The sequence below is a fragment of the Peribacillus sp. FSL E2-0218 genome, from assembly GCF_037992945.1.
Taxonomy (GTDB): domain Bacteria; phylum Bacillota; class Bacilli; order Bacillales; family DSM-1321; genus Peribacillus; species Peribacillus simplex_B.
This window is the reverse complement of sequence record NZ_CP150304.1, coordinates 3,770,072-3,791,851: the sequence shown is the minus strand read 5'-3', so window position 1 is coordinate 3,791,851 and position 21,780 is coordinate 3,770,072. Positions and strand designations below refer to the sequence as shown.

The following is a 21,780-nucleotide window of genomic DNA, read 5'->3' as shown; positions in this document are numbered from 1 at the left end:
GTCAGGATCCGTTTCTTGCCGTTCGGGGGAATCGGATTGGTTGACACACCATGACCGAAATGATATAAATGCATGTGCATGCATTAAAATTAAAGGGGACATAAAATATGAAAGATTTATTCTCATCCTATCGTATAAAAGAGCTTGAACTTAAGAACAGGATCGTCATGCCGCCAATGTGCCAATACTCCGTTGAAGCAAAAGACGGCATACCAAACAGTTGGCATCAGCACCATTATGTAAGCAGGGCAATTGGCGGTACGGGCCTGGTCATCGTGGAAATGACCGATGTGGAACCGGATGGACGAATTACGGATCACGATCTTGGATTATGGTCGGACGATCAAATTGATGCATTCTCCAAAATCGTTAAGGAAGTGCACCGATACGGAGCGAAAATCGGGATCCAAATTGCCCATGCAGGCCGTAAGGCGCAGGATGCGGAAACTCCGGTAGCGCCTTCGGCAATAGCATTTGATGAAACGTTTAAAACACCAAGGGCCTTAGAGACGGAAGAAGTGAAGGGAATCGTCGATAAATTCCGTGCTTCAGTGAGGAGGGCCGTCCAGGCAGGATTCGATGCCATTGAATTACATGGCGCACACGGGTACCTCATTCACCAATTTTTATCACCGATCACGAATCGACGTGATGATGAATACGGCAAGGACCTGACCAAGTTTGGCGTGGAGGTCATTCAAGCCGCAAAAAGCGAAATGCCTGCTAGCATGCCTTTGATCATGCGCATCTCGGCAAGGGAATATGTAGAAGGCGGATATGGCTTGGAGGAAAGCATCGCTTTTTCAAAAGTGTTTAAAGAAGCGGGCGTCGATATGTTCCATGTGAGCTCAGGCGGCGAGGGCCCGATTGGAGCAGCGGGAAGACCTGGCACGCATGCAAGCTATCAAACGCCATTGGCCAGGGAAATCAAGAAAGCATTGGATATCCCGGTGATTGCCGTTGGACGTTTGGATGATCCGATCCTGGCAAATTCAATCATTGGCAATGAAGAAGCGGATTTGGTCGCTGTGGGAAGAGGAATGCTGCGCAACCCATATTGGGCTTTGGAAGCATCCCAGGCATTGAATAAAAAGGTGGCAGTTCCTGTACAATACGAACGGGGATTCAGGCACTGACATAGGCACTTCAATCGAAGGAAAAGTCAGCGAATACTAGATTCGCTGACTTTTTTTATTGCGACTATAGTAGGGATTATTCGACAGTGAAAAGAATCAGTGTGATCCCGTAATAATGGGGAATGAAGAGGAAATTGATTAGTTCGTTCCATTTTTTTAGGTTGATCTTCCGGTAATTGGCAATAAAGCCCTATGAAATGTGAGGCGATGATGTTTTGTCGACTGAAATGGTGTAAGCCTTTTCATATGAAATGAAGCATATTATCCATTATGGTTAAGAGTGGGCATTATACCAATCATGGATATAATGCCGGGCTGGCTCTGGTTTTTTGGGTGAGAACGATTGCAGGATCAGGTGGGGTCTTAGCCAACTCTAACGGATGGAAGGGGAGCAATTAACATGTATACAGAGAGATTTACCCAAGCTACGGAGTCCAGGGAAGCTATAGGGGCAAAAGCGGAAAATTTAATCAAAATGAAAAAGTTGGGCCTGCCCGTGCCGGATGGCTTTGTGATAAGCCGTCATTCATTCTTGCACTTTGTGAAAGTGAACGAACTCGATTTACAGAGTGGAACCATTCAAACCGAAATAACGCAAGCGAGCATACCCGAGGATTTATTAACTAATCTGACCAGCGCTTTTTTGGAGCTGCGTGAAAAATATACGGCCTTGGCGGTACGCTCTTCATCTGGTGCCGAAGACTTGGAGCAGGCATCCTTTGCCGGTCAGTATGAAACCTACTTGAATGTCAGGACGGAAGAAGAATTCCTGTCTAGGGTAAAGGAGTGCTGGGCTTCGTGCTTCGAGGCCCGCGTCTTGCAATATAGCAAGACGATCGAGGAACAGGTCGATGCATTGAATATGGGCGTTGTGGTCCAAGGCTTGATTCATTCTGACGTTTCAGGAGTGATTTTCAGCCAGGATCCCGTTACATGCAATTCGGATCATATTTTGATCAATGCCAGTTATGGGCTTGGGGAGGCTGTCGTATCAGGAATCGTTACACCAGATGCCTTCGTGGTCAAACGGGATGGCAGGAAAATCGAGAAAATCATCGGCAGCAAAGAGCTGAAAATCATCGCGGGCGCAGCAGGGACCGAGGAATTGGAAACGACTAAAGCGGAACGGGATGCGTACTGCCTGGATGAGGCGATGATTTCACGATTGCTCGAATTGACCCTTGAGGTGGAAAGGCATTATCAGCATCCGGTCGATTTGGAATTTGGCATTCAAGATCAAGAAATATACCTCTTGCAAGCCCGGCCGATCACGACTGTAATCCAAGCGGAAGAATCCATTCCCGATGCAAGGAAAGAATTCATGTTGGAACGGGCAGATGAAGAAGAATTCTGGTTCTTGATGGATTCCAGATTTCCCGATCCCATTTCGCCATTATTCGCTTCGATTGTCACACAGCCATTTTATCAAGGGATGGCCAAAGCGTCAGAGGAGCTGAAGGAACCGATGGGATCTACCCAAATGAAAGTCCATAATGGATACTATTATGGAAAGCAAATCCGCTTCAAAACGGAACCGGAGCAGTTATTCAAGGAAAACGAAAAGCTTATGGCGGAATTGTATCCCGAGCTGACTAATAGGATGTATGATATCGTCCATGATCGTTTAATGCCCATTTATCGCCATCTCGACGAGGAAACATCGAAGCCATTTACGGCAGCGAAAGCCAAAAGAGGCTTGGAGGAGCTGGCGGGGTTTTTCAAAGAGGTTTATTATTGGCATTTCATCATCGTCCTGCCTCATGCCAGTATGAATATGAAGCTTGAGAAGATGTTCCAAAGACTGCTTGGAAGTGAGCCATCCCGTGATCTCTATCAATCCATGGCGGGAATCATGAATAAGTCACTGGAATCCGATCGTCTCTTATGGCAATTATCGATGAAGGCGAGAAAAGAACCGCAATTGCTGCATGCTATCATGAATTCGGATGAAGGGAACGTATCCCAGGCCCTGAGCACTTTTGGGAAAGGGAAGGATTTTCTTGACCGCGTTGAAAAATTCGTCCATGAGTACGGATACAGATGCCTTAAGTCCCATGATTTCATGGGGGAGACTTGGGTGGAAAATAATGGGCATGTCCTTGAAATCATCAAGAATTTCATCAAGAATGGGTATGATTTTGATAAAGAATTCGAAGCGGCAGTGATGGCCAGGAATCGGATTCATCAAAATTTCCTAACGTCAATTGAGGATCCCAGTGAGCGAGAGGTGTTTGAAAAATGTTACCAAATGACCTTGGATGCGGCTGTCATCACCGATGATCATCACTTTTACATCGATGCCATGTTCGATGCCAAGGCCCGCCTATACCTGTTGAAGGTAGGGGAGCTCCTGGTCCAACAGGGCGTTCTCGATGATGCAGAGGATATTTGGTTCTTATATAAAGATGAAATCATTTCAATTTTGGATGCACCGCGCTCGTTGATGGACACGGTATTGGAGCGGAAACGGCAATATGATCTCCAGGGGAAAATCAAAACACCAGCCTACTTTGGCAAACCTACGGAAGAAGAACAGGCTTTTGTGGAAATGGTGTTTGGTTCATTGGCAGAAGACAAGGAAAATACGGCGAATACAATGAAAGGCATATCCGCTTCAGCGGGTGTATGTGAAGGGAAGGTCAAGGTGATTTCCGGCATGCATGAGGCATCGAAGTTTAAAAAAGGAGATATATTGGTTTGCAAAAGCACAACACCTGTTTGGACGTCCTTTTTCCAGGATGCCATAGCGATCATTGCCGATACAGGCGGGATGCTGTCCCATTCGGCCATCATCGCCAGGGAGTATCGAATTCCCGCAGTATTGGGGACAAAAATAGGCACGGAACGATTGAAGGATGGAGATCAAGTCATTGTCGATGGAAATACGGGAACAGTCACGATTATCGATGCATGATTCCATTCGATTCGAACGGCTCTTTTCAATGGATTATTCTTTCGTTTAAGGATTGAGGTGTAAGGATGAGCAGACAGAAAGAATTCCTGATGATTGTTTTTATATTGATGGCAGCGTTCCTTGTACCGGTCAACTCAACGATGATTTCGATAGCACTCGGTTCAATTTCGGACTTTTACGGTTTGGATATACACAGTGTGACGTGGGTGGTCACAATCTATCTCATAGTCATGGCTGTAACCCAGCCGATCGCAGGGAAGCTTGGCGATCTTTATGGCAATCGGAAAATCTATCTCATTGGCATACTATTATTTCTCACTGCCTCGATTGGCTGTGGCCTTGCTCCAAATATAGGTGTGCTCGTCGTTTTTCGGTCACTCCAAGCCATAGGGGGAGGATTACTGATCCCGAATGTCGTTGCCCTTATCCGTCATGCCGTTTCACGGGAGCGGCTGCCGGGGGTATTGGGTTTTTTCGGCTTAGGCATGGGGCTGGGAGCGGCAGTCGGTCCATTGATCGGCTCATTATTGATTGCCATGGCCAGTTGGAAAGCGATATTCTGGGTCAATGTCCCTTTATTATTAGGTGCGCTTGCTGGAGGGATGTTGCTTATTCCCAAGCTTGGGAATAAGCGTCCCAGACAGCCCCTGGATGTGTTTGGTGCCATTTATTTGGCCATTGCCATCACATTATTGATTGCCTTGACACATGCAACATCGCCGGCGGCATACATCACACTTGGATTGGGGACGCTTTTATTTACGGGATTGTTCATAAGGAGAGAGCAATCCGTTGCCTCTCCGGTTATAGATTTCGCCTTATTCAAGAGTCCTATATTCGTGAATGCCAATCTATCGGTGTTGATCAATAATTTCACGATGTATGCCATCTTGTTGGTCATGCCGTTGATCATGACCACAAAAATGGATATATCCACCTCGATGAGCGGCGTGATGTTATCCTTGTTCTCCATTTCCATGGCTTTTGGCAATATGATTGGCGGACAGCTTAATGGAAAATGGACATCGCAAAAGGTCATTTTCCTGTCATTCGCCTTCACCGTGTTAACGAATCTATTATTATTGTTCGTCATCCAAAACCAGTCGCTTCTTTATTTAGCCATAACGCTTATCGTGAACGGTTTGGCAATCGGTTTAGGGCTTACCAGCATGCAGGTCGCTTCCCTGGAGGCGGTCGATGAATCTGCATCGGGCTCTGCATCGGGGATCTTTTCGACATTCCGCTATTTTGGCAGCATCATCTCATCGACTTTGATCGGGATCGTCACGAATTATTCGGTCCTTTTTGCGATTTTGATGGCGGCAGCCTTGACTGGAGCGCTTTTATCGAGAATGGTGCATAGAAGGAATAAGCTATCGGCGCCATGACCTGTCAGTAGAGAGAGGGCTTGTTTCTTGGACCGGTTGAATGGCTTCCTTAAAAGTAAGGAATTTTGTTATAATGAGAGAGATAAAACAAACGATAATTCGAGGTGCTAATTATGGAAGAAATCAAAATCGTTACAACCGAAGAAGTGGAAGCTAAGGTAGAGGCCGGCGAAGCGCTGGAACTTGTCGATGTTCGTGAGGACGAAGAAGTGCAGGAAGGGATGATCGAAGGCGCCAAGCATATCCGCATGAATGATATCCCGGCGAACCTTGATTACTTCGATAAAGAAAAGGAATATATTTTCATTTGCCGGTCAGGGCGCCGCAGTGAAAATGTCTGCCATTATCTGCAGGAACAAGGCTATAAAGTGGCAAACATGGTTGGCGGAATGCTGGAATGGGACGGCGAAGTCATCGTTAAGTGAATATGCCCTTGAAATACAAGGCCTGCGAATATTCGCAGGTCCTTTTTATGATTGAACAGGGGATGCAGAAGGAATATGTTAAAATGAGTGGTGATAAATCAGAAAATTTCGATAAAAAAGGAGCGGAGGAAATGAGTGTTCATAAAATAGCAGTCATTGCAGGAGACGGTATAGGGCCCGAAGTGATTGAGGAGGGCGTGAAGGTCCTTGAAGCGGTGGCTCGGATTGCAGGGGGTTTTTCCTTCGAGTTTACTCATTTCCCTTGGGGGTGTGAGTATTATCTGGAGCACGGTACAATGATGCCGGAGGATGGCCTGGAACAATTGCAGAAATTTGATGCCGTGTACCTTGGGGCGGTCGGGTATCCTGGGGTGCCGGATCATATTTCATTACGTGAGCTGCTGCTGAAAATCAGGAAGCAATTCGATCAGTACGTGAACGTTCGCCCCGTCAGACTGCTTCAAGGTGCGCCATGTCCGTTAAAGGACGTGACTCGTGACCAAATCGATATGGTCGTCATCCGTGAAAATAGCGAAGGGGAATATTCCGGGGCCGGGGATTGGCTTTTTAGAGGCAAGCCGGAGGAAGTCGTCCTGCAAACGGGAGTTTTTTCACGAAAAGGAACGGAGCGGATCATTCGCTATGCCTATGAGCTGGCACGCAAAATGGGGAAAAGCCTAACAAGTATAAGCAAAGCCAATGCCTTGAACTATTCCATGGTTTTTTGGGATCAGGTATTCGAAGAGGTTGGAAGAGAGTATCCTGATGTGGAAACGAATTCTTATCTGGTCGATGCAGCGAGCATGTATTTTGTCAAACAGCCTGAGCGATTCCAAATCGTCGTCACCTCCAATTTATTTGGTGACATCATCACGGATCTGGGGGCTGCCATTGCAGGCGGGATGGGCCTTGCGGCAGGCGCCAATTTAAATCCGGAGCGGATCTATCCCTCGATGTTCGAACCGATTCACGGCTCCGCTCCGGACATCGCCCATAAAGGCATCGCCAACCCCCTTGCCGCCATATGGTCCGCCAGTCAAATACTTGATTTCTTTGGGCATGAAGGTTGGGGTGCGAACGTATTGGACGTGATCGAACAGGTGATGGTCGATAAGAAGGCACTGACTCCGGATATGGGCGGGACAGCTACAACGGTAGACGTTGGGACTGAAGTGGTTGCGCTGTTATCGACTTTACACATAAAGCATGTATAAATTGCTTGGGAAATGGGCATCCTGCACAATATCTATCATTATAGTAAAAAGGGCGGGGAGAGCCGATGATCCAAGTTAAATTATTCGATTATGAGCACGAGAAGGACCTAGAGGATGAAATGAATGTTTTCCTGGAAGACATCCGGGAAAATCAAATCGTCGACATTAAATACAATGTTGCCACTACTGGGGAAGATGAAGAAGAGCAAATCTACTGCTTCAGTGCGATGATCATTTATAAGAAAAAATAACGCGGTCGGACATATACCGATAGGGCAGACTACCTTTTGCTGGATAGTGGCAAACCAAGGTAGTCTTTTTTTCGTCCCCATTAAGCGGATGTCAGGATGATGTCGCTTCCCCGCCGTTGACATGAAGTGTTTGTCCTGTCACAAAACGGGAATCATCGGAAGCGAGGTAGACAAAGGTTGGGGCCAGTTCAAATGGCTGGCCTTGACGCTCCATCGGGTTCTGGACTTGGGTGACTTCGTCGGCAGAGAAACTTGCCGGGATGAGCGGTGTCCAAAATCTTCCAGGCGCAATGGCATTCACCCGGATCCCTTGGGCGACGAGGCTGTTTGCCAATGCCCGGGTAAAGCCGATATTGGCGCCCTTGGTCGCTGTGTAATCAATCAATTGCTTGTTTCCATTGAACGTCACGACGGAAGAGGTATTAATGATGGAGGCTCCTGCCTGTAAATGCGGCAGGGCTGCCCGGGTCGTGTAGAAGTGGGAATAAATATTCACTTTAAAGGTGTCATCGAATTGCTCATCGGTAATATCAAGCAAGCTTAATTGCTGGAATTGAATGCCCACGTGGTTGCAAAGAATATCCAGCTTTCCAAATGCATCAATGGTGTCTTTAACGATATCGATGCATTGCTGCTTATCCCTTAAGTCTCCAGGAAGCAGCAGGCAACGCTGTCCTAGCTCTTCAATCCTCGACTTGGTTCGTTCTGCATCTTCATGCTCATCCAAATAAGCGATGGAAACATCTGCACCTTCTTTAGCGAAAGCAATCGCAGCTGCAGCACCGATCCCGCTGTCACCGCCCGTTATCAAGGCAACCTTGCCCGTCAATTTCCCGCTCCCTTTATAATCGGGATTTTCGATGATGGGCCGTGGCACCATGAACTTTTCTACACCAGGCTGGCGAAATTGGCGTTGCTCCGGAACGGTAATCGGCACATCTTGATAACGAGTGATTTTTCCATAATTCGGCTGAAGGGGATAGCCTTTTTGGGATGGTTGCTTTTTCTTGCCTTCTGTCATGAAGAGTCCTCCTAAAAAAGAAATTAGTCGGTTTACTGTATGTTGACTAGGCAAATGCCGTGCATGCTGATATGGAACTAAACGAGTGGGTACGGGCTCGTTGCCGTTTCGTTCGAATATGCTGAAGGGAAGAAAAAAAGTTTTTGGAGGCCTCGATATGCCGTATTATTACAGTGAACAAGTGAAGTTGCTATTGGTCGAACACTCGGATGAAAAAGTGGAGGTATTATATGATTCCAATCCCTATGCCTTTGTATTGCCGCTCATCGGCTCAAGGCCCCCCTATTATTATAACCCGCGCTATGAGCCATATTACCCGGTGATATGAAATGGGAGGCTGCCTATGACCATGAAAGGATCAGACTTAAGGCAGCCTCACCCTTCCGTTTTTATCTAGGGGGAAAAACTAATCACACCCTTCTATGAATTTTACAAAACGGCCATTAATGATAAAGTTATCGGTAATACATAATGCGGACGGCGTAAAAAGAAGATTCCATTGGGACACCTGCGGAAAAACGCCGAACCTTGGACTGCTCTATTGAATATGAGGAAGTACTCATTACACCAGGAATAGAACAGGGGGACCCTATTCTAAATGACCGCATCATTTAAATGAGAAGCAAACGCATTTTAGTAATAAATTTTGATTATTATTGTTTTGCCGTTTGTAGACTTTGGTTAAGCATTTGGAAAAGTTTAAACGGATTGCGGCATCCCTGCCTGGGGAATGTTGAGTGGGCCATGACGATCAGGTCAGTGCGAAAAAAGAACGATGATTGCAGGGTGACTTACGCGTTATCCAGCCTGATCATAACCGATGGGAAAATGACGGTGTTAGCGAACGGATAAAAAAGGGGTGAGTCATTTGGAAAGTTTTACAGAACGGGTAATTAAGATCATACAAAAAATCCCTCCAGGTAAGGTGATGACATATGGTCAGATTGGACAGCTTGCTGGAAGCGCCCGCGGTGCAAGACAGGTCGTAAGGATCCTGCATTCGAGCAGTAAAAAACATCATCTTCCTTGGCATCGGGTAATCAATTCAAAAGGAGAAATCGGCATAAAAGCAGAAGGCGCAGCCGAACACCAGAAAATCATGCTGGAAAGCGAAGGCATCACATTCACAAACCGTAATACGATCGACCTCGAAGCTTATCGCCATCATCCAGAACTAAACGAATGAAAGTGAATGAAGGCAGTCGGTCGGAAAAAGTGCGGAGTCGGCCGGAAAAAGGGCAGAGTCGGCCGAAAAAGTGTGGAGCCGGCCGGAAAAAGTGCGAAGTCAGCCGGAAAACAGGCGGAGTCGGTCGGAAAAGTGTGAAGTCGGCCGAAAAAATGTGAAGCTGGCCCAAAAAGTGTGGAGTCGGCCGGAAAAAGGGAGGAGACGGTCGGAAAAAGGGCGGAGTCGGCCGAAAAAAGTGTGAAGTGGGTCGAAAAAGTATAGAGTCGGCCGAAAAAGCGTAGAGTCGGCCCAAAAAGTGTGGAGTTGGTCGGAAAAAGTGTGAAGCCGGCCCCAAAAGTGTGGAGTCGGCCGGAAAAGTGTGTAGACGGCCCAAAAACCGGATTGTTTGCCGAATTATTCTCCGGACAAACACTGAATGAGTGGCCAATAAAGAAATCATACATAAAGAAAGGCTGATCCGATTGGATCAGCCTGGTTATTAGGTCATGTACGGGCATGTATCGCGGCATTCATTCCGGCTAGTCTTCCGGTAACTAAGGCCGAGGTGATGTTGTAGCCTCCAGTGTAACCGTGTATGTCCAGGATTTCACCGCAGAAGTACAGTCCAGCCATTAGCTTGGAGGACATTTCTTTCGGATGGATTTCCTTGACGGATACGCCTCCGCCGGTGACGAAGGCCTTTTCCAGCGGCTGGGTGCCGTGCACGCCAAATTGGAAGTCCTTGCAAAGCTCGGCAAAGCGGCGGATTTTCTCATTTGAAATCGTCGCTCCTTGCTCTTGAAGGTCGATGCCGCTGCGTTCAAGCAGGAAGTGGAGGTATCGTTCCGGGACGATACCTTTTAACGTATTTTTGATCGCTTTTTTTGGTTCTGCCTTGATTTCCTTCATGATGTCTTGAAAGACTTCTTCTTTGTTTCGATTGGGAAGGGCATCGAGTTTCATGGTCACTTCCGAGAGGTTCCACTTTTTCATCGCTTTCACGACGAATTGGCTGCATCTTAGGACAGCAGGGCCGGATACGCCAAAATGGGTGAAGAGCATATCCATTTGGTGTGTAATCAGGGTCTTGCCTTTTGGGTTGAGCACGCTTAGCGAAACATCCCGAAGTGCCAGGCCTTGCAGCGTTCGCGCCTTAATGAAGGGTTCGTCGCTTAAGATGGGAACTTCAGTTGGGAACAGCTCGGTAATCGTATGCCCCGCTTTTTTGGCCCAAGCATAGCCATCACCGGTTGATCCGGTGTGGGGAACCGATTTACCGCCAACGGCAATCACGACCGCATCTGTGTCAACGGTTTGGCCATCTTTCAGCCGGACTCCGTTTGTTTTTCCATTTTCATAGAGAACCTCGGCAACTGGGGAGTTCTTGTAAATCGTTACCTTCAGATTCGATAGGCGCGTCAGCAGGGCATCCACGACGCTTTGCGCTTTATCGTTGACCGGGAACATCCGGCCATGGTCCTCTTCTTTAAGGGCAACGCCCAATTTTTCAAAGAATTGAATGATGTCCTCATTGTTAAATTCCGAGAAAGCACTATATAAGAATCGCCCGTTACCAGGGATGTGCTGAATGATTTCATCGATTGAGAGCCTGTTCGTCACGTTGCAGCGTCCGCCGCCCGAGATGGCAAGTTTCCTGCCAAGCTTCTCGCCTTTATCCACTAACAAGACTTGGGCACCTTTTTCCCCGGCTGCAATTGCTGCCATTAAACCGGAGGGGCCCCCGCCAATTACCACTACATCATATTTCAAATTGATCACCACTTTATCATTTTCAGTCCCTTCATTATATAGCAAGAGCCCTAAGAATTGCGAATGTAGAAAAAAAGGAATTATTTGTTTGTGTATTATCTTCGAAAACGATAAACTTGAGTGTAGTTTTCTATAGAAAAAATACGTTAATATGATAAGATAAAGAGCGTGTAAAACGTAACTGACAGAGGCAGGAAGGGATTAGATGTCATCTAAGTTTTTAAAAGGGGCTTTTATATTAACGCTGGGAGCGATCATTTCCAAGGTTCTTGGTTTATTTTACGTGATCCCATTTGAACATATGGTCGGGAATAAAGGGGCTACCCTCTATCAATATGGATACGTACCATATACCATTTTCATCAGCTTTGCAACGGCAGGAATGCCGCTTGCCGTTTCTAAATTCATTTCGAAGTATAATGCACTCGAGGAATACGCCGTCGGTGAGAAGCTATTCAAATCGAGCTTGAAATTGATGGCTGTCACCGGTTTTCTCGCTTTTTTGGTTCTCTATACGATGGCCCCGCTGTTTACTGAAGTATTTGGTGTAAAGAAGGAAGATGTCAGGGATGTCACGGAGATCATACGGGCAGTCAGCTTCGCCTTGATCTTTGTACCGTTCATGAGCATCATCCGCGGCTTCTTCCAAGGTCATGAAGCGATGGAGCCAACGGCCATATCTCAGGTAATTGAACAAATTGTCCGCATCGTGTTCCTTTTGGCCGGTGTGTACGTTGTTTTGAATGTCCTCGATGGGGAGTTAGTGAGGGCCATCCAAGTAGCCACATTCGCGGCGACGGTCGGGGCAATCGGCGGGTTAGTGGTGTTATTTTGGTACTGGAAAAAACAAAAACCTTATTTGGACAGCCTGATGGAGAAAGACCGGGGGACGATGGAGATTTCTCTGAAGGAAATCTATAAAGAAATATTTCTATCGTCGATTCCTTTCATATTTGTCGGTATCGCAATGCCAATGTTTCAGTTTGCGGATTTGTTGTCTTTCAATAAGGCGATGTCGTCGATCGGGTTGCAGCATGTCGCAGAAGATGCCCTTGGGGTCTTGAATGTGTATGCCCAGAAGCTTGTCTTGATTCCGATGACGCTTGCAACCGGGTTTTCCATGGCGCTGCTTCCTTCGGTGACGAAGGCATATGTCAGCGAGGATTCGGAAGAGTTGAACCGCCAGCTGAACCAAGCCTTCCAAATTTTATTGTTCATTACGATCCCGGCGGTCGTGGGCATGTCGGTGCTGGCCGATCCAATTTATAGTGCCTTCTACAGCCATGATCCACTTGGAATCAGTGTCCTGAAGGCTTATGCGCCTGTTTCCATCTTGTTTGCGCTTTTTTCCGTTTCGGCGGCGATTCTGCAAGGCATCAATCAGCAAAAATATACGGTGCTTAGCCTGCTTGTAGGCTTTTTGATCAAATTGAGCTTGAATATCCCGATGATCAAGTTGCTTGAAACGGAAGGATCCGTTTATGCCACAGCATTCGGCTACTTGGCAGCTGTCGTTCTGAACTTGTATGTCATCACCTACTTTACTGGATATCGTTACAGCCTTACTATTAGAAGATCGGTATTGATTACTGTATTTTCCATGATAATGGGACTGGCAGTATGGGGCATGAACAGCTTATTATCGCTGTGGCTTACAACCGAAGGGCGATTCCAGGCGATATTGATCGTAGCCGTTTGTGCCATTTTCGGAGCGCTCATTTATGCGGCGCTTTCCTTGAAAAGCAAACTGGCCCATCGCTTGTTCGGAAGCCGAATCGATCGATTGAAGACTAAGTTAGGCTTATGAACGTTTGATGTGTAAAAAAAAGGGTATTGGTAAGTGAATCCCCAAAATATCATATATTGGCCTTGCCTGTCATGAAAATGGGCAAGGCTTTTTACTGAAAAGGCTTTAGGAGGAAACGATGAGAATTGATAAGATATTATCCAATATTGGTTATGGCAGCAGGAAAGAAGTGAAGAAACTCCTGAAATCAGGTGCCGTGAAGGTCAATGAACGGGTGCTGAAGGACCCGAAGGAACAAGTCGATCCTTATGCAGAAATCGTGACGGTCCATGGTGACCGGGTAGAATACAGGGAATTCATCTATCTAATGATGAATAAACCGCCTGGCGTCTTGTCGGCTACCGAAGACAATCACCAAGAGACGGTCATCGACATCTTGGTGCCTGAGGACTCGGTATTCGAGCCATTTCCTGTGGGCCGTTTGGATAAAGATACAGAAGGGTTATTGCTGATCACGAATGACGGTAAGCTGGCTCATCAACTGCTTTCCCCGAAGAAGCACGTCCCGAAAACGTATTTTGCGGTCATTGAAGGCGAAGTAACGGAACGGGATATTGAGGCATTCCGCAACGGCGTCACCTTGGATGACGGGTACGAAACCAAACCGGGTGAATTGAATATCCTTAAATCAGGTTTGACCTCGGATATCGAGCTGACGATCATGGAAGGGAAGTTCCATCAGGTCAAGCGGATGTTCGAGGCTGTGGGCAAACGTGTCGTTTACCTAAAGCGGCTCTCCATGGGAAGCCTGCAGCTCGATGAGGAGCTTGAGCTTGGTGAATACCGTGAATTGACCGCCGAAGAGCTTGAACAACTGAAAGCCGGTCAGCCTGATTGAAAAATAAGCAAGAAAAAATGAGGCGGACATATATTGTCCGCCTCAAAGTATTTTACATATCGATTTCGTTCGGGTGGTCGTTCTCTTTACGATGACATCTTCACCTTTTTACTTGTTGTCGTCCAAAGGCCTCGGCTTGGGCTTTGAACAAGGTCATTGTATGCTAAGACATTTAAATCGCGCTGCACAGTTCGAGGAGTGATGCCAAATTCTTCTACAAGCTCTTGAGTAGAAACCGTACCGTTATTGCTAATGAACATATAAACGGATTTAATACGGGTTAACATGCGATTTGTTGAAGGTTTCAAAAAATCACTCCTTATTCTTTTCATTGTTAGTGTAAAACAAATGAAAACAACCGATATGTCGGACAGCGTTTCAGCTGTCGCTATGTACTTGCTATACCCACCCTATAACTCCTCGGAAACATTTAGAGAAAAAACAAGATGTCATTAGCTTCATTCTACTCCTTTGCAAATGCAAATTCTAGAACAAAATGATAATTGACTAAATATTACATTTATTATATCAAATTTTAACAAATTTATTCCGTTTACATATATAAAAATTAACAAACATGGAGGTGACTTCTTTTGCTTATTTGCATTTTGCCAATAAATTGTGTGAAATATGCATGGTCCCGAAGATATTGACTAGGACGCCGATACATGTTATTTTACTAAAAACGATTGCTAATCGTAATTATTACGGTTTATGCCTTGCAAATATACTTGATGGCTTGCTGCTGCGATGTCATAATGAAGTGTTGAGCAGTATAGCGTTTTCATAGATGAGCTAAAGGAATGTAACTATAAATAAATCCGAGGTATAACGATATGAATGAAAGATTAATGGAGTTTTTATTGCGTCATGAAGTGACCAGGCTCTCTGGCGTGAAAAAACAAGTGTATGAATTCATCGTGAATGAAGAGGATTTTCTTGCTTCCAAGGCAGACACGGTCGATCAATTCATGCGCTTGCTGGTGAAGCATTCCCCGCCTAGGCTTGCAGCCCGTCATTTCAATATGCCGTATGGGGAAATCATTCGCTTCATGAATGAAATAGAAGCTGAGCTGAATGAGAGGCTGGAGGAAAGGTGCAAGAAAGTGAAGTGGCTGGACTGTACGGAAAAGGATCAGCAGGCATTCGTGGAATATCATAGAAAGTTATTTTTGTTCGTTAACTGAATGGGAAATCATGAAAATGCCCTGGTGTGAACGGGCATTTTTTATTTATTCGGAACCGTTAAATCTTGTTTGAATGGACCATAAGAGCAAGAATGAGGACGATTTGGAGATGGTTTGTTTGTTAAAATGAGGACAAATAAATGATCCTACAGTAATCAGGGTTCACGCGATTGGAACGACAAGCTGGGAAATTGCCAACTCCCTTGGTCATCCGGATGGCGAATGGATTGATTTTGACAGACATTTATGTATCATTAAACTTATTGCGGATACTGTGAAAATGTCCGACACGGTGCCCCCCCTCATGTATTTTCGCTGCCTGGATTAACAAATGGTAAGGAGCTTCGAGATTTTGGGGTGAAACGCCTCAGTTTTGGGAATGCCCTATCAGATAAAGTCATTGCATTGCTGGAAAGAGATACAGCGCGGATCATGGAGTTCAATGATACCTCACAATGATATGGGAACTAAAACCTGAAAGGATGCGGAGTATAATGGATGTTGCTATAAAGCTTTCTTTTGAAGAAATGTGGGAGAAAATCATTGCCTGCGACCCTACATATGACGGCTTATTCTTTACGGCAGTAAAGACAACCAACATATACTGCCGCCCTTCATGCAGGTCAAGGAAGCCGAAAAAAATAAATGTGAAATTCTATCATGACATCGATGAAGTCGAAAGGGCGGGTTTCCGTGCTTGCAAAAGGTGCCAACCGGAAGTCGAGGATTCCCCGCAGATGCGCCTTGTCAGGGATGTCATCGCTTTCTTGATGAATCAGTATAACCAAAAGGTGGAGTTAAAAGATATTGCCAGCCATGTCGGTGTAAGTTCCTATTATCTGGAGCGGCTTTTTAAAAAAGAAACGTTGCAAACTCCCCGTTCCTATCTGGAAAAAATAAGAGTCGATAAAGCGGCATTTCTTCTAACAAGCACCAGTCTAACGAATCTTGAGATTTCCCTTGAAGTGGGGTTCCAAAGCCCTTCGAACTTTTATAAGGTATTTCGCCGTTTGAAGAACTGTTCTCCCCATGAATATCGAAACATGCAGGAAAATGGGAATTGAAAAAAATGAGGGGGGCAGGCCGTCTGCTACCTTATAATCTGGGAGGTTTAGATATGAGTGAATTATATAAATTAGATTATGAATCGCCAATAGGAATGATCGAGATATCAGGAACCAATGAGGCGATCTGTTCGATAATGTTTGCTGAACGGGATATAAAGGTAAATGGTAGGCAAGACCGAACGCCCAAGGTTTTGGTGGAGTGCTATCATCAGCTTGATGAGTATTTCAAAGGTGAACGCATGGAATTTACGTTTCCCTTTTTACTTGAAGGGACGATCTTCCAGAAAAACGTATGGAATGCACTAACGGGAATCGTGTACGCCAATACGGGTACCTATAAAGACATCGCCGTTACAATCGGTAACGAAAAAGCCATTCGGGCAGTAGGGAGTGCTAATGGCAGGAATAAGTTAAGCATCGTGATTCCTTGTCATCGGATCATAGGATCAAATGGGAAATTAACCGGTTATGCAGGTGGCTTATGGAGAAAGGAATGGCTCCTTCAGCATGAAAGGAATGTTAAGCAGGAAACGTGATGGAAGGAATGCGAAAAAAACGTGAACCATACTGCTGTATGATTCACAATTTTTCTAGCTTTTAAGAAAGAAGCAAAGGTGTGCCGGTATCTTTAAACGAAGCGATGAAATCTCCATGCAAAGTAACCCCTGATGCAACCAATTCGGTTGGAAGACCTTATCCATACATGATTTATCGCAACATCGAAGAATTGAGGATATCCGCGTCATGGAAGACATTGAAAGTAGGAGATACCGCTTCGGATATGAAGGAGGGAGTCCATGCTGGGGTCTGGTCCGTCGGAGTCATTGTCGGAAGCTCTGAGATGGGATTGAGTTTGGAGGAGTATACCAGTCTATCAGAATGGGATAAAGAAAATGTAATCTCCGAAACGGCCCATTCCTTTATGCAAAATGGGGCTGATTTTACGATTAAAACGATGAAGGAATTGCCTGAGCTCATAGATCGTATCAATGATCTTATAGCTGATGGGAAGAGACCGAGTTCACGCTAACCATCTTTCAAAAAGTGCAGCCCGCAATCAAGGGGAATGACTGCACTTTTTTTTGCGTTTCATTCACCCTGCGCAGTCGATACACCAGCCTCACGGAATCGGTAAATATGTTGGAGGTTCATTTTTGAAATTTTGCTCACTTATTTCATAAATTCATATTGAAAAAGTGACGAAAAGGGTGTACGATTAAATGAGAATGATAATCAATAACATTTGATTACCGAGGAGTGAACGGAAATGGAACAGCAAGATTTATTTGATGTTACAGTTATTGGAGGGGGGCCCGCAGGCCTGTACTCCACTTTTTATAGCGGGTTAAGGGAAATGAAGACGAAAATCATTGAATACCAGCCGCAGCTAGGCGGGAAGATTCATGTATATCCGGAGAAAATGATTTGGGATGTAGGCGGACTGACACCGACTACAGGTGAGAAGTTAATCGAACAGCTGGTGGAGCAGGGCTTAACGTTCAATCCAACCGTCGTGTTGAATGAGAAAGTGGAATCGATCACACGTAATGAGGAAGGGATATTCGTTTTACTTACAGCATCCGGTCAAAAGCATTATTCTAAGACGATCATTGTCGCGGTTGGCGGCGGAATCTTGAATCCTCAAAAGCTGGAGATAGAAGGGGCGGAAAGGTTTGAGGTGTCCAATCTGAACTATACCGTTAAATCATTCAACCGATTCAAGGATAAAACGGTGATCATCTCAGGTGGCGGCAATTCGGCAATCGATTGGGCTAATGAATTGGAGCCAGTCGCCAAAAAAGTTTATCTGACATACAGGAAAGATAGCTTAGCTGGTCATGAATCACAGGCAAGGCAGTTGATGGAAAGCTCAGCCGTTTGCTTCTTGAATACAACGATCACTAAGCTGATCGCGTGTGCCAATCATGAATCGATCGAACATGTCGAATTGACCAACCATACGACGGGTGAGGTTTCTTACCTGCCGGTCGACGAGGTCATCATCAATCATGGATATGAGCGCGATACATCGCTGCTGCAAAATAGTAAAGTGGATATTGCAATGGTCGATAATTATTATATTGAAGGTAATGCTTCCAGTGAATCCTCGATGGATGGAATTTATGCTGCGGGTGATATCCTGCACCATGACGGCAAATTGCACTTAATAGCAGGAACCTTCCAAGATGCGGCAAATGCCGTAAACAAGGCAAAGCAATATATTCAGCCCGATGCACTTGGTATGGGAATGGTCTCCTCCCATAACGAAATCTTTAAAAAGCGCAACAAGGAACTGATCAAGCAAATGATGAAACCGGCTGCGGTTCTGTAAAAGGAATAGAAGGAAAACCTTGGTGGTACATTAACGGTTACTCTATCGGATAGACATTTTCAAAAGTCTATCTGGTAGGGTGCTTTTTTTTATCTAAACTCTGCATAAAGCGAAGGTAGATTTCTGATTCCCGTTTTGGAGAAACTGTACATCGACGGTTTCATTACATGTTGAGTGAGCACGAAGATGGATTCTTGATTGGCCGTCGTTTAGGAGGATTCGACCTTTAGCCGTTTCATTTCACTGCAGGCGCTTCCTTTCCGCGAGCGGGTGGGAGCCCTCTCGGCGCATGCGCCTGCAAAAGCCTAAACTTGCGAGTAAAAGCACGAAACTGGTGAGTAACGCTCCGAAAAGGTGAAAGATAGCTGTGATTATACGACGAATCCGGACCGAATTGGAGAGTTAAGCAGGAAATTGACGAGAAACGGCTCCAATGTCATGTGAAACGCGCAATTTTTATGAGAACCCGTCTCGCATTCGCTGCAAAGGCAAAATTCGCGGATAAACGAACGAAACTCGCGAGTAAAGTGGCTAAACTCGCGAGTAACTGTACCTTAATATGATTGTTAAAGCGAATCTTTGATGACCTTTTTGTAATGCAGGACGGACAGGATCCCGAAGATCGAATACAAGGCCGTGTATAATACCATGACGATGATCATCGGTGTCCAAACCTCGGTTCCGAATAAGAACCAGCCTGACTGGACGGCGAAATAACTATGAAGCAGCCCGACGACTAAAGGAATGCCAAAATTGAATATTTGCTTTGTTTGGATACCTTTTAGTAGATCACCTTGGGTGAATCCGAGTTTTCGTAAAATCGTATAATTCGATTTTTCATTTTCGCTTTCATCCATTTGCTTGAAATAGAGAATACAGCCGGATGTGATCAGGAAGGTCAGTCCCAAAAAGCCGACGATGAACATCAAGAGGCCCATATTCTTCTTCTGATGATTGAACGTTTCAAACTGCGATTCTTGGATATGTTTTTCGTTAAAGTTCATTTTTTTGAACGTTTCATTCGCGGTGGGAATATTTGCGTCATCCTTGATATCAATCCCGATGTTAATGGATGAGATTTTCTGGATTTCCGGGTCGATATCCTTTTTCAAACGCTTGAATATTGCATCATCGACAATCCCGACGGGCATTCCGCCATTGGTGAAATAGTAGGGAAGGATGCTCTCATCGTTCAGGCCCATGTAGGTTTGCGGTATCACCTCATGTTTGCCCTTCCATTCAACCTTTCCGGAATCCTTCAAGGGCATGACTTTCTCAAGCATGCTGCTGTATCCGCTAAACAGCGTCTCTTCCTCGGCTAGATGGATCCCTTTAACGGATTTTTCACTGATGACGGAAAGAACCATGTTGTTCGGATCGAAATTCACCGCTCCCAGGTTTTTCTCCAATATATTCCTTGCATTGACTTTGATTTGGAGGACTTCAATCTTTTCTTCGGCATAAGCAATGTTACTTGCGGACAAAGCTTGTTTGAATGCCTCGGCATCTTTCTTATCGGTCAACGAAAAATCGTTAGGGATGGATGACGCCGCCATTTTTTCAGCTGAGTAGTAGGCGATATAGCTTAAAGATAATAATCCGATCGCCAGGGCGGAAACGGTCGTGATGATTGTCAGCAAAATTGCATTCGATTTCATCCGGAACATGATCGATGAAAGGGACAAAACTTCATTGATATTCAAGTAGCCGTTTTTATTTTTACGAACGATATTAAAAATGAAGCTTACGGATCCTTTATAAAATAGATAGGTCCCGATGATGACGGATGCCAAAATGAAGATCATCGCCATAAAAAGCTCGGTCATTTCCATGAACGCTCCATCGAATAATTTGGAGGAAACGACATAGCCGCTAATGATCAGGAGGATCCCGAATACGCCGATGATCATTTCAAACATTGATACCTTTTTCACTTTTCCTTCAGTCAAGGAAGTCACCCTGAATAGGGATAAAATGGTCTGCCTTTTTATGAAGATATAATTCATCAACATGATGAACAGATAGATGATGCTAAAAACGATCAACGTTTGTATAAGCGGCAAGATCGAAAATTGCAGAGTTGCAGTCGCATGGACACCGGTAATCTTAAATAAGATCATCATGATCAATTTGGAACCGGCAAACCCTATGAAGATCCCCATGAACACGGAACAGAAATATAAGATGAAGTTTTCCGCGCTCAGGATACGGAAGATCCTGTTTTTTGTCATGCCTATCAATTGGAATAAGCCAATTTCCTTACTGCGCCGTTTTATGAAAATGCTATTGGCATAAAAGAGGAATATGGAAACGATCGCAACAAGCAGGATCGATGCAGTCTTGATGGCAGCGCCGCCTTTTATGGAACCTTCCGCTTTATCCATCGCTGGGTCATATTGCAAGGTGACAAATGCGAAATAAAGCGAGGCGCTGAAGACCAAAGCAAATACATAAAGGTAATAGTTTTTCAGGTTCTTCTTCAGGTTCCGAAAGATGAGTTGATTAATGCTCATTTTGCACACCGCCCAATACACCTTGTGTTTTCATGATGTCCTTGAAGAAGGTTTGCCTCGTTTCTTCCCCTTTATTCAATTGGGTATAGATTTGTCCATCTTTAATGAAAATGACTCTGCTGCAATAACTTGCTGCCACGGGATCATGGGTGACCATGATGATCGTCGCTTTGTGTTTTTTGTTCATATCACTCAGTTTGTTCAATAAATCGGAAGCGGATTTGGAATCAAGCGCCCCGGTCGGCTCATCGGCAAAAATGATGCTCGGCTCATGGATGAAAGCCCGCGCCGCAGAAGTACGCTGTTTTTGCCCTCCGGAAATTTCATTTGGATATTTATCCTTCACTTCATAAATGCCAAGCTCCTTTGCCACGGCATCGAACTTTTGAAACGCTTCGCGATTGGGTGTTTTTGTAATCGATAAAGGCAAGAGGATATTTTCTTTGACGGTCAGTGTGTCCAATAAATTATATTCTTGGAAGATGAAGCCGAGATGGTTCTTCCTGAATTCGGCGAGCATTTTTTCTTTCATCCCCGAAATTTCTTGTCCATCGATTGTAATGGTGCCGTTGCTGATTTTGTCGATGGAGGAAAGGACATTCAGCAACGTCGTTTTTCCTGAACCGGATGCCCCCATGATACTGACGAATTCACCTTCCGCGATGCTTATATCGAGACCCTTCAGTACCTCCTGTTTATTAAACTTATTCCCATAGCTTTTATGGATTTTTTTCGCTTCTAATATATTCATA

Annotated in this window: 21 protein-coding genes; 16 read left to right on the top strand and 5 right to left on the bottom strand. The window is 45.2% G+C overall.

Annotated features, from left to right (window positions below; translation table 11 throughout):
• The first annotated feature begins 107 nt into the window (after positions 1–107).
• The 6 genes from MHI53_RS18230 to MHI53_RS18205 all read left to right on the top strand — a co-directional run bounded on the left by MHI53_RS18230 (position 108) and on the right by MHI53_RS18205 (position 7,328).
• The gene (locus MHI53_RS18230) at positions 108–1,136 is read left to right on the top strand and encodes an NADH:flavin oxidoreductase/NADH oxidase (protein ID WP_061143371.1); all 1,029 of its coding nucleotides are present in this window, start codon (positions 108–110) and stop codon (positions 1,134–1,136) included.
• Between the two features lie 400 nt (positions 1,137–1,536).
• Complete coding sequence (locus MHI53_RS18225; protein WP_340371887.1) at positions 1,537–4,050, top strand: PEP/pyruvate-binding domain-containing protein; 2,514 nt, start codon at positions 1,537–1,539, stop codon at positions 4,048–4,050.
• Between the two features lie 65 nt (positions 4,051–4,115).
• Positions 4,116–5,438 (top strand): MFS transporter, encoded by a 1,323-nt coding sequence (locus MHI53_RS18220; protein ID WP_340371886.1) that lies wholly within the window; start codon positions 4,116–4,118, stop codon positions 5,436–5,438.
• 113 nt (positions 5,439–5,551) lie between these two features.
• Positions 5,552–5,863 carry a rhodanese-like domain-containing protein gene (locus MHI53_RS18215; RefSeq protein ID WP_061143368.1) on the top strand — a complete coding sequence of 104 codons (312 nt, stop codon included), beginning with the start codon at positions 5,552–5,554 and terminating at the stop codon, positions 5,861–5,863.
• Positions 5,864–5,994: 131 nt separating this feature from the next.
• Positions 5,995–7,077 (top strand): tartrate dehydrogenase, encoded by a 1,083-nt coding sequence (locus MHI53_RS18210; protein WP_340371885.1) that lies wholly within the window; start codon positions 5,995–5,997, stop codon positions 7,075–7,077.
• A gap of 65 nt (positions 7,078–7,142) precedes the next feature.
• Positions 7,143–7,328, top strand: a complete 186-nt coding sequence (locus tag MHI53_RS18205; RefSeq protein ID WP_061143367.1) for a sporulation protein Cse60 — start codon at positions 7,143–7,145, stop codon at positions 7,326–7,328.
• 91 nt (positions 7,329–7,419) lie between these two features.
• On the opposite strand, the gene MHI53_RS18200 is transcribed toward MHI53_RS18205, so the two are convergent.
• Positions 7,420–8,349, bottom strand: a complete 930-nt coding sequence (locus MHI53_RS18200; protein WP_061143366.1) for an SDR family oxidoreductase — start codon at positions 8,347–8,349, stop codon at positions 7,420–7,422.
• A gap of 157 nt (positions 8,350–8,506) precedes the next feature.
• Here MHI53_RS18200 and MHI53_RS18195 point away from each other — a divergent pair, with 157 nt between their 5' ends.
• The 3 genes from MHI53_RS18195 (at position 8,507) to MHI53_RS18185 (ending at position 9,673) form a co-directional block, all read left to right on the top strand.
• Positions 8,507–8,677 (top strand): hypothetical protein, encoded by a 171-nt coding sequence (locus MHI53_RS18195; RefSeq protein WP_185113121.1) that lies wholly within the window; start codon positions 8,507–8,509, stop codon positions 8,675–8,677.
• A gap of 540 nt (positions 8,678–9,217) precedes the next feature.
• Positions 9,218–9,535, top strand: a complete 318-nt coding sequence (locus tag MHI53_RS18190; protein WP_081092499.1) for an MGMT family protein — start codon at positions 9,218–9,220, stop codon at positions 9,533–9,535.
• Positions 9,536–9,541: 6 nt separating this feature from the next.
• A complete protein-coding gene (locus MHI53_RS18185; RefSeq protein ID WP_260320236.1) occupies positions 9,542–9,673 on the top strand; it encodes a hypothetical protein in 132 nt (43 codons plus the stop codon).
• 345 nt (positions 9,674–10,018) lie between these two features.
• Here MHI53_RS18185 and MHI53_RS18180 read toward each other — a convergent pair whose 3' ends face one another.
• Entirely contained in the window at positions 10,019–11,284 is a 1,266-nt protein-coding gene (locus tag MHI53_RS18180) for an NAD(P)/FAD-dependent oxidoreductase (RefSeq protein WP_340371884.1), read from the bottom strand.
• A gap of 205 nt (positions 11,285–11,489) precedes the next feature.
• Between MHI53_RS18180 and MHI53_RS18175 the strand changes: the two genes are divergently transcribed.
• Both MHI53_RS18175 and MHI53_RS18170 read left to right on the top strand, forming a co-directional pair.
• Positions 11,490–13,091 (top strand): polysaccharide biosynthesis protein, encoded by a 1,602-nt coding sequence (locus MHI53_RS18175; RefSeq protein WP_061143364.1) that lies wholly within the window; start codon positions 11,490–11,492, stop codon positions 13,089–13,091.
• A 118-nt stretch (positions 13,092–13,209) separates the two neighbouring features.
• Positions 13,210–13,929, top strand: coding sequence for a pseudouridine synthase (locus tag MHI53_RS18170; protein ID WP_340371883.1), 720 nt, complete (start codon positions 13,210–13,212; stop codon positions 13,927–13,929).
• Between the two features lie 86 nt (positions 13,930–14,015).
• Here the strand turns inward: MHI53_RS18170 and MHI53_RS18165 are convergent, their stop codons facing one another.
• A complete protein-coding gene (locus MHI53_RS18165; protein WP_034309346.1) occupies positions 14,016–14,237 on the bottom strand; it encodes a DeoR family transcriptional regulator in 222 nt (73 codons plus the stop codon).
• Between the two features lie 528 nt (positions 14,238–14,765).
• Between MHI53_RS18165 and MHI53_RS18160 the strand changes: the two genes are divergently transcribed.
• The 5 genes from MHI53_RS18160 to MHI53_RS18140 all read left to right on the top strand — a co-directional run bounded on the left by MHI53_RS18160 (position 14,766) and on the right by MHI53_RS18140 (position 18,515).
• Positions 14,766–15,116, top strand: coding sequence for a hypothetical protein (locus MHI53_RS18160; protein WP_061143362.1), 351 nt, complete (start codon positions 14,766–14,768; stop codon positions 15,114–15,116).
• 494 nt (positions 15,117–15,610) lie between these two features.
• Positions 15,611–16,180: an Ada metal-binding domain-containing protein gene (locus MHI53_RS18155; protein ID WP_340371882.1), complete on the top strand. Its 570-nt coding sequence runs from the start codon at positions 15,611–15,613 to the stop codon at positions 16,178–16,180.
• 53 nt (positions 16,181–16,233) lie between these two features.
• Positions 16,234–16,719: a methylated-DNA--[protein]-cysteine S-methyltransferase gene (locus MHI53_RS18150; protein ID WP_340371881.1), complete on the top strand. Its 486-nt coding sequence runs from the start codon at positions 16,234–16,236 to the stop codon at positions 16,717–16,719.
• An 80-nt stretch (positions 16,720–16,799) separates the two neighbouring features.
• The gene (locus MHI53_RS18145) at positions 16,800–17,213 is read left to right on the top strand and encodes a hypothetical protein (RefSeq protein WP_340371880.1); all 414 of its coding nucleotides are present in this window, start codon (positions 16,800–16,802) and stop codon (positions 17,211–17,213) included.
• A gap of 237 nt (positions 17,214–17,450) precedes the next feature.
• Complete coding sequence (locus MHI53_RS18140) at positions 17,451–18,515, top strand: NAD(P)/FAD-dependent oxidoreductase (protein ID WP_061143354.1); 1,065 nt, start codon at positions 17,451–17,453, stop codon at positions 18,513–18,515.
• A 566-nt stretch (positions 18,516–19,081) separates the two neighbouring features.
• On the opposite strand, the gene MHI53_RS18135 is transcribed toward MHI53_RS18140, so the two are convergent.
• Both MHI53_RS18135 and MHI53_RS18130 read right to left on the bottom strand, forming a co-directional pair.
• Positions 19,082–21,028, bottom strand: coding sequence for an ABC transporter permease (locus MHI53_RS18135; RefSeq protein ID WP_340371879.1), 1,947 nt, complete (start codon positions 21,026–21,028; stop codon positions 19,082–19,084).
• Complete coding sequence (locus MHI53_RS18130; protein ID WP_061143352.1) at positions 21,018–21,779, bottom strand: ABC transporter ATP-binding protein; 762 nt, start codon at positions 21,777–21,779, stop codon at positions 21,018–21,020. The genes MHI53_RS18135 and MHI53_RS18130 overlap by 11 nt, the downstream gene beginning before the upstream one ends.
• Position 21,780: the final 1 nt, after the last annotated feature.

What these genes read in the sequence shown, in the direction of transcription:
- MHI53_RS18195 (WP_185113121.1), top strand. Translation starts at nt 8,507, where the DNA reads ATGCCGTATTATTACAGTGAACAAGTGAAGTTGCTATTGGTCGAACAC.
- MHI53_RS18130 (WP_061143352.1), bottom strand. Translation starts at nt 21,779, where the DNA reads ATGAATATATTAGAAGCGAAAAAAATCCATAAAAGCTATGGGAATAAG.
- MHI53_RS18135 (WP_340371879.1), bottom strand. Translation starts at nt 21,028, where the DNA reads ATGAGCATTAATCAACTCATCTTTCGGAACCTGAAGAAGAACCTGAAA.
- MHI53_RS18185 (WP_260320236.1), top strand. Translation starts at nt 9,542, where the DNA reads ATGAAGGCAGTCGGTCGGAAAAAGTGCGGAGTCGGCCGGAAAAAGGGC.
- MHI53_RS18170 (WP_340371883.1), top strand. Translation starts at nt 13,210, where the DNA reads ATGAGAATTGATAAGATATTATCCAATATTGGTTATGGCAGCAGGAAA.
- MHI53_RS18160 (WP_061143362.1), top strand. Translation starts at nt 14,766, where the DNA reads ATGAATGAAAGATTAATGGAGTTTTTATTGCGTCATGAAGTGACCAGG.
- MHI53_RS18200 (WP_061143366.1), bottom strand. Translation starts at nt 8,349, where the DNA reads ATGACAGAAGGCAAGAAAAAGCAACCATCCCAAAAAGGCTATCCCCTT.
- MHI53_RS18205 (WP_061143367.1), top strand. Translation starts at nt 7,143, where the DNA reads ATGATCCAAGTTAAATTATTCGATTATGAGCACGAGAAGGACCTAGAG.
- MHI53_RS18220 (WP_340371886.1), top strand. Translation starts at nt 4,116, where the DNA reads ATGAGCAGACAGAAAGAATTCCTGATGATTGTTTTTATATTGATGGCA.
- MHI53_RS18150 (WP_340371881.1), top strand. Translation starts at nt 16,234, where the DNA reads ATGAGTGAATTATATAAATTAGATTATGAATCGCCAATAGGAATGATC.
- MHI53_RS18230 (WP_061143371.1), top strand. Translation starts at nt 108, where the DNA reads ATGAAAGATTTATTCTCATCCTATCGTATAAAAGAGCTTGAACTTAAG.
- MHI53_RS18140 (WP_061143354.1), top strand. Translation starts at nt 17,451, where the DNA reads ATGGAACAGCAAGATTTATTTGATGTTACAGTTATTGGAGGGGGGCCC.
- MHI53_RS18215 (WP_061143368.1), top strand. Translation starts at nt 5,552, where the DNA reads ATGGAAGAAATCAAAATCGTTACAACCGAAGAAGTGGAAGCTAAGGTA.
- MHI53_RS18155 (WP_340371882.1), top strand. Translation starts at nt 15,611, where the DNA reads ATGGATGTTGCTATAAAGCTTTCTTTTGAAGAAATGTGGGAGAAAATC.
- MHI53_RS18225 (WP_340371887.1), top strand. Translation starts at nt 1,537, where the DNA reads ATGTATACAGAGAGATTTACCCAAGCTACGGAGTCCAGGGAAGCTATA.
- MHI53_RS18210 (WP_340371885.1), top strand. Translation starts at nt 5,995, where the DNA reads ATGAGTGTTCATAAAATAGCAGTCATTGCAGGAGACGGTATAGGGCCC.
- MHI53_RS18175 (WP_061143364.1), top strand. Translation starts at nt 11,490, where the DNA reads ATGTCATCTAAGTTTTTAAAAGGGGCTTTTATATTAACGCTGGGAGCG.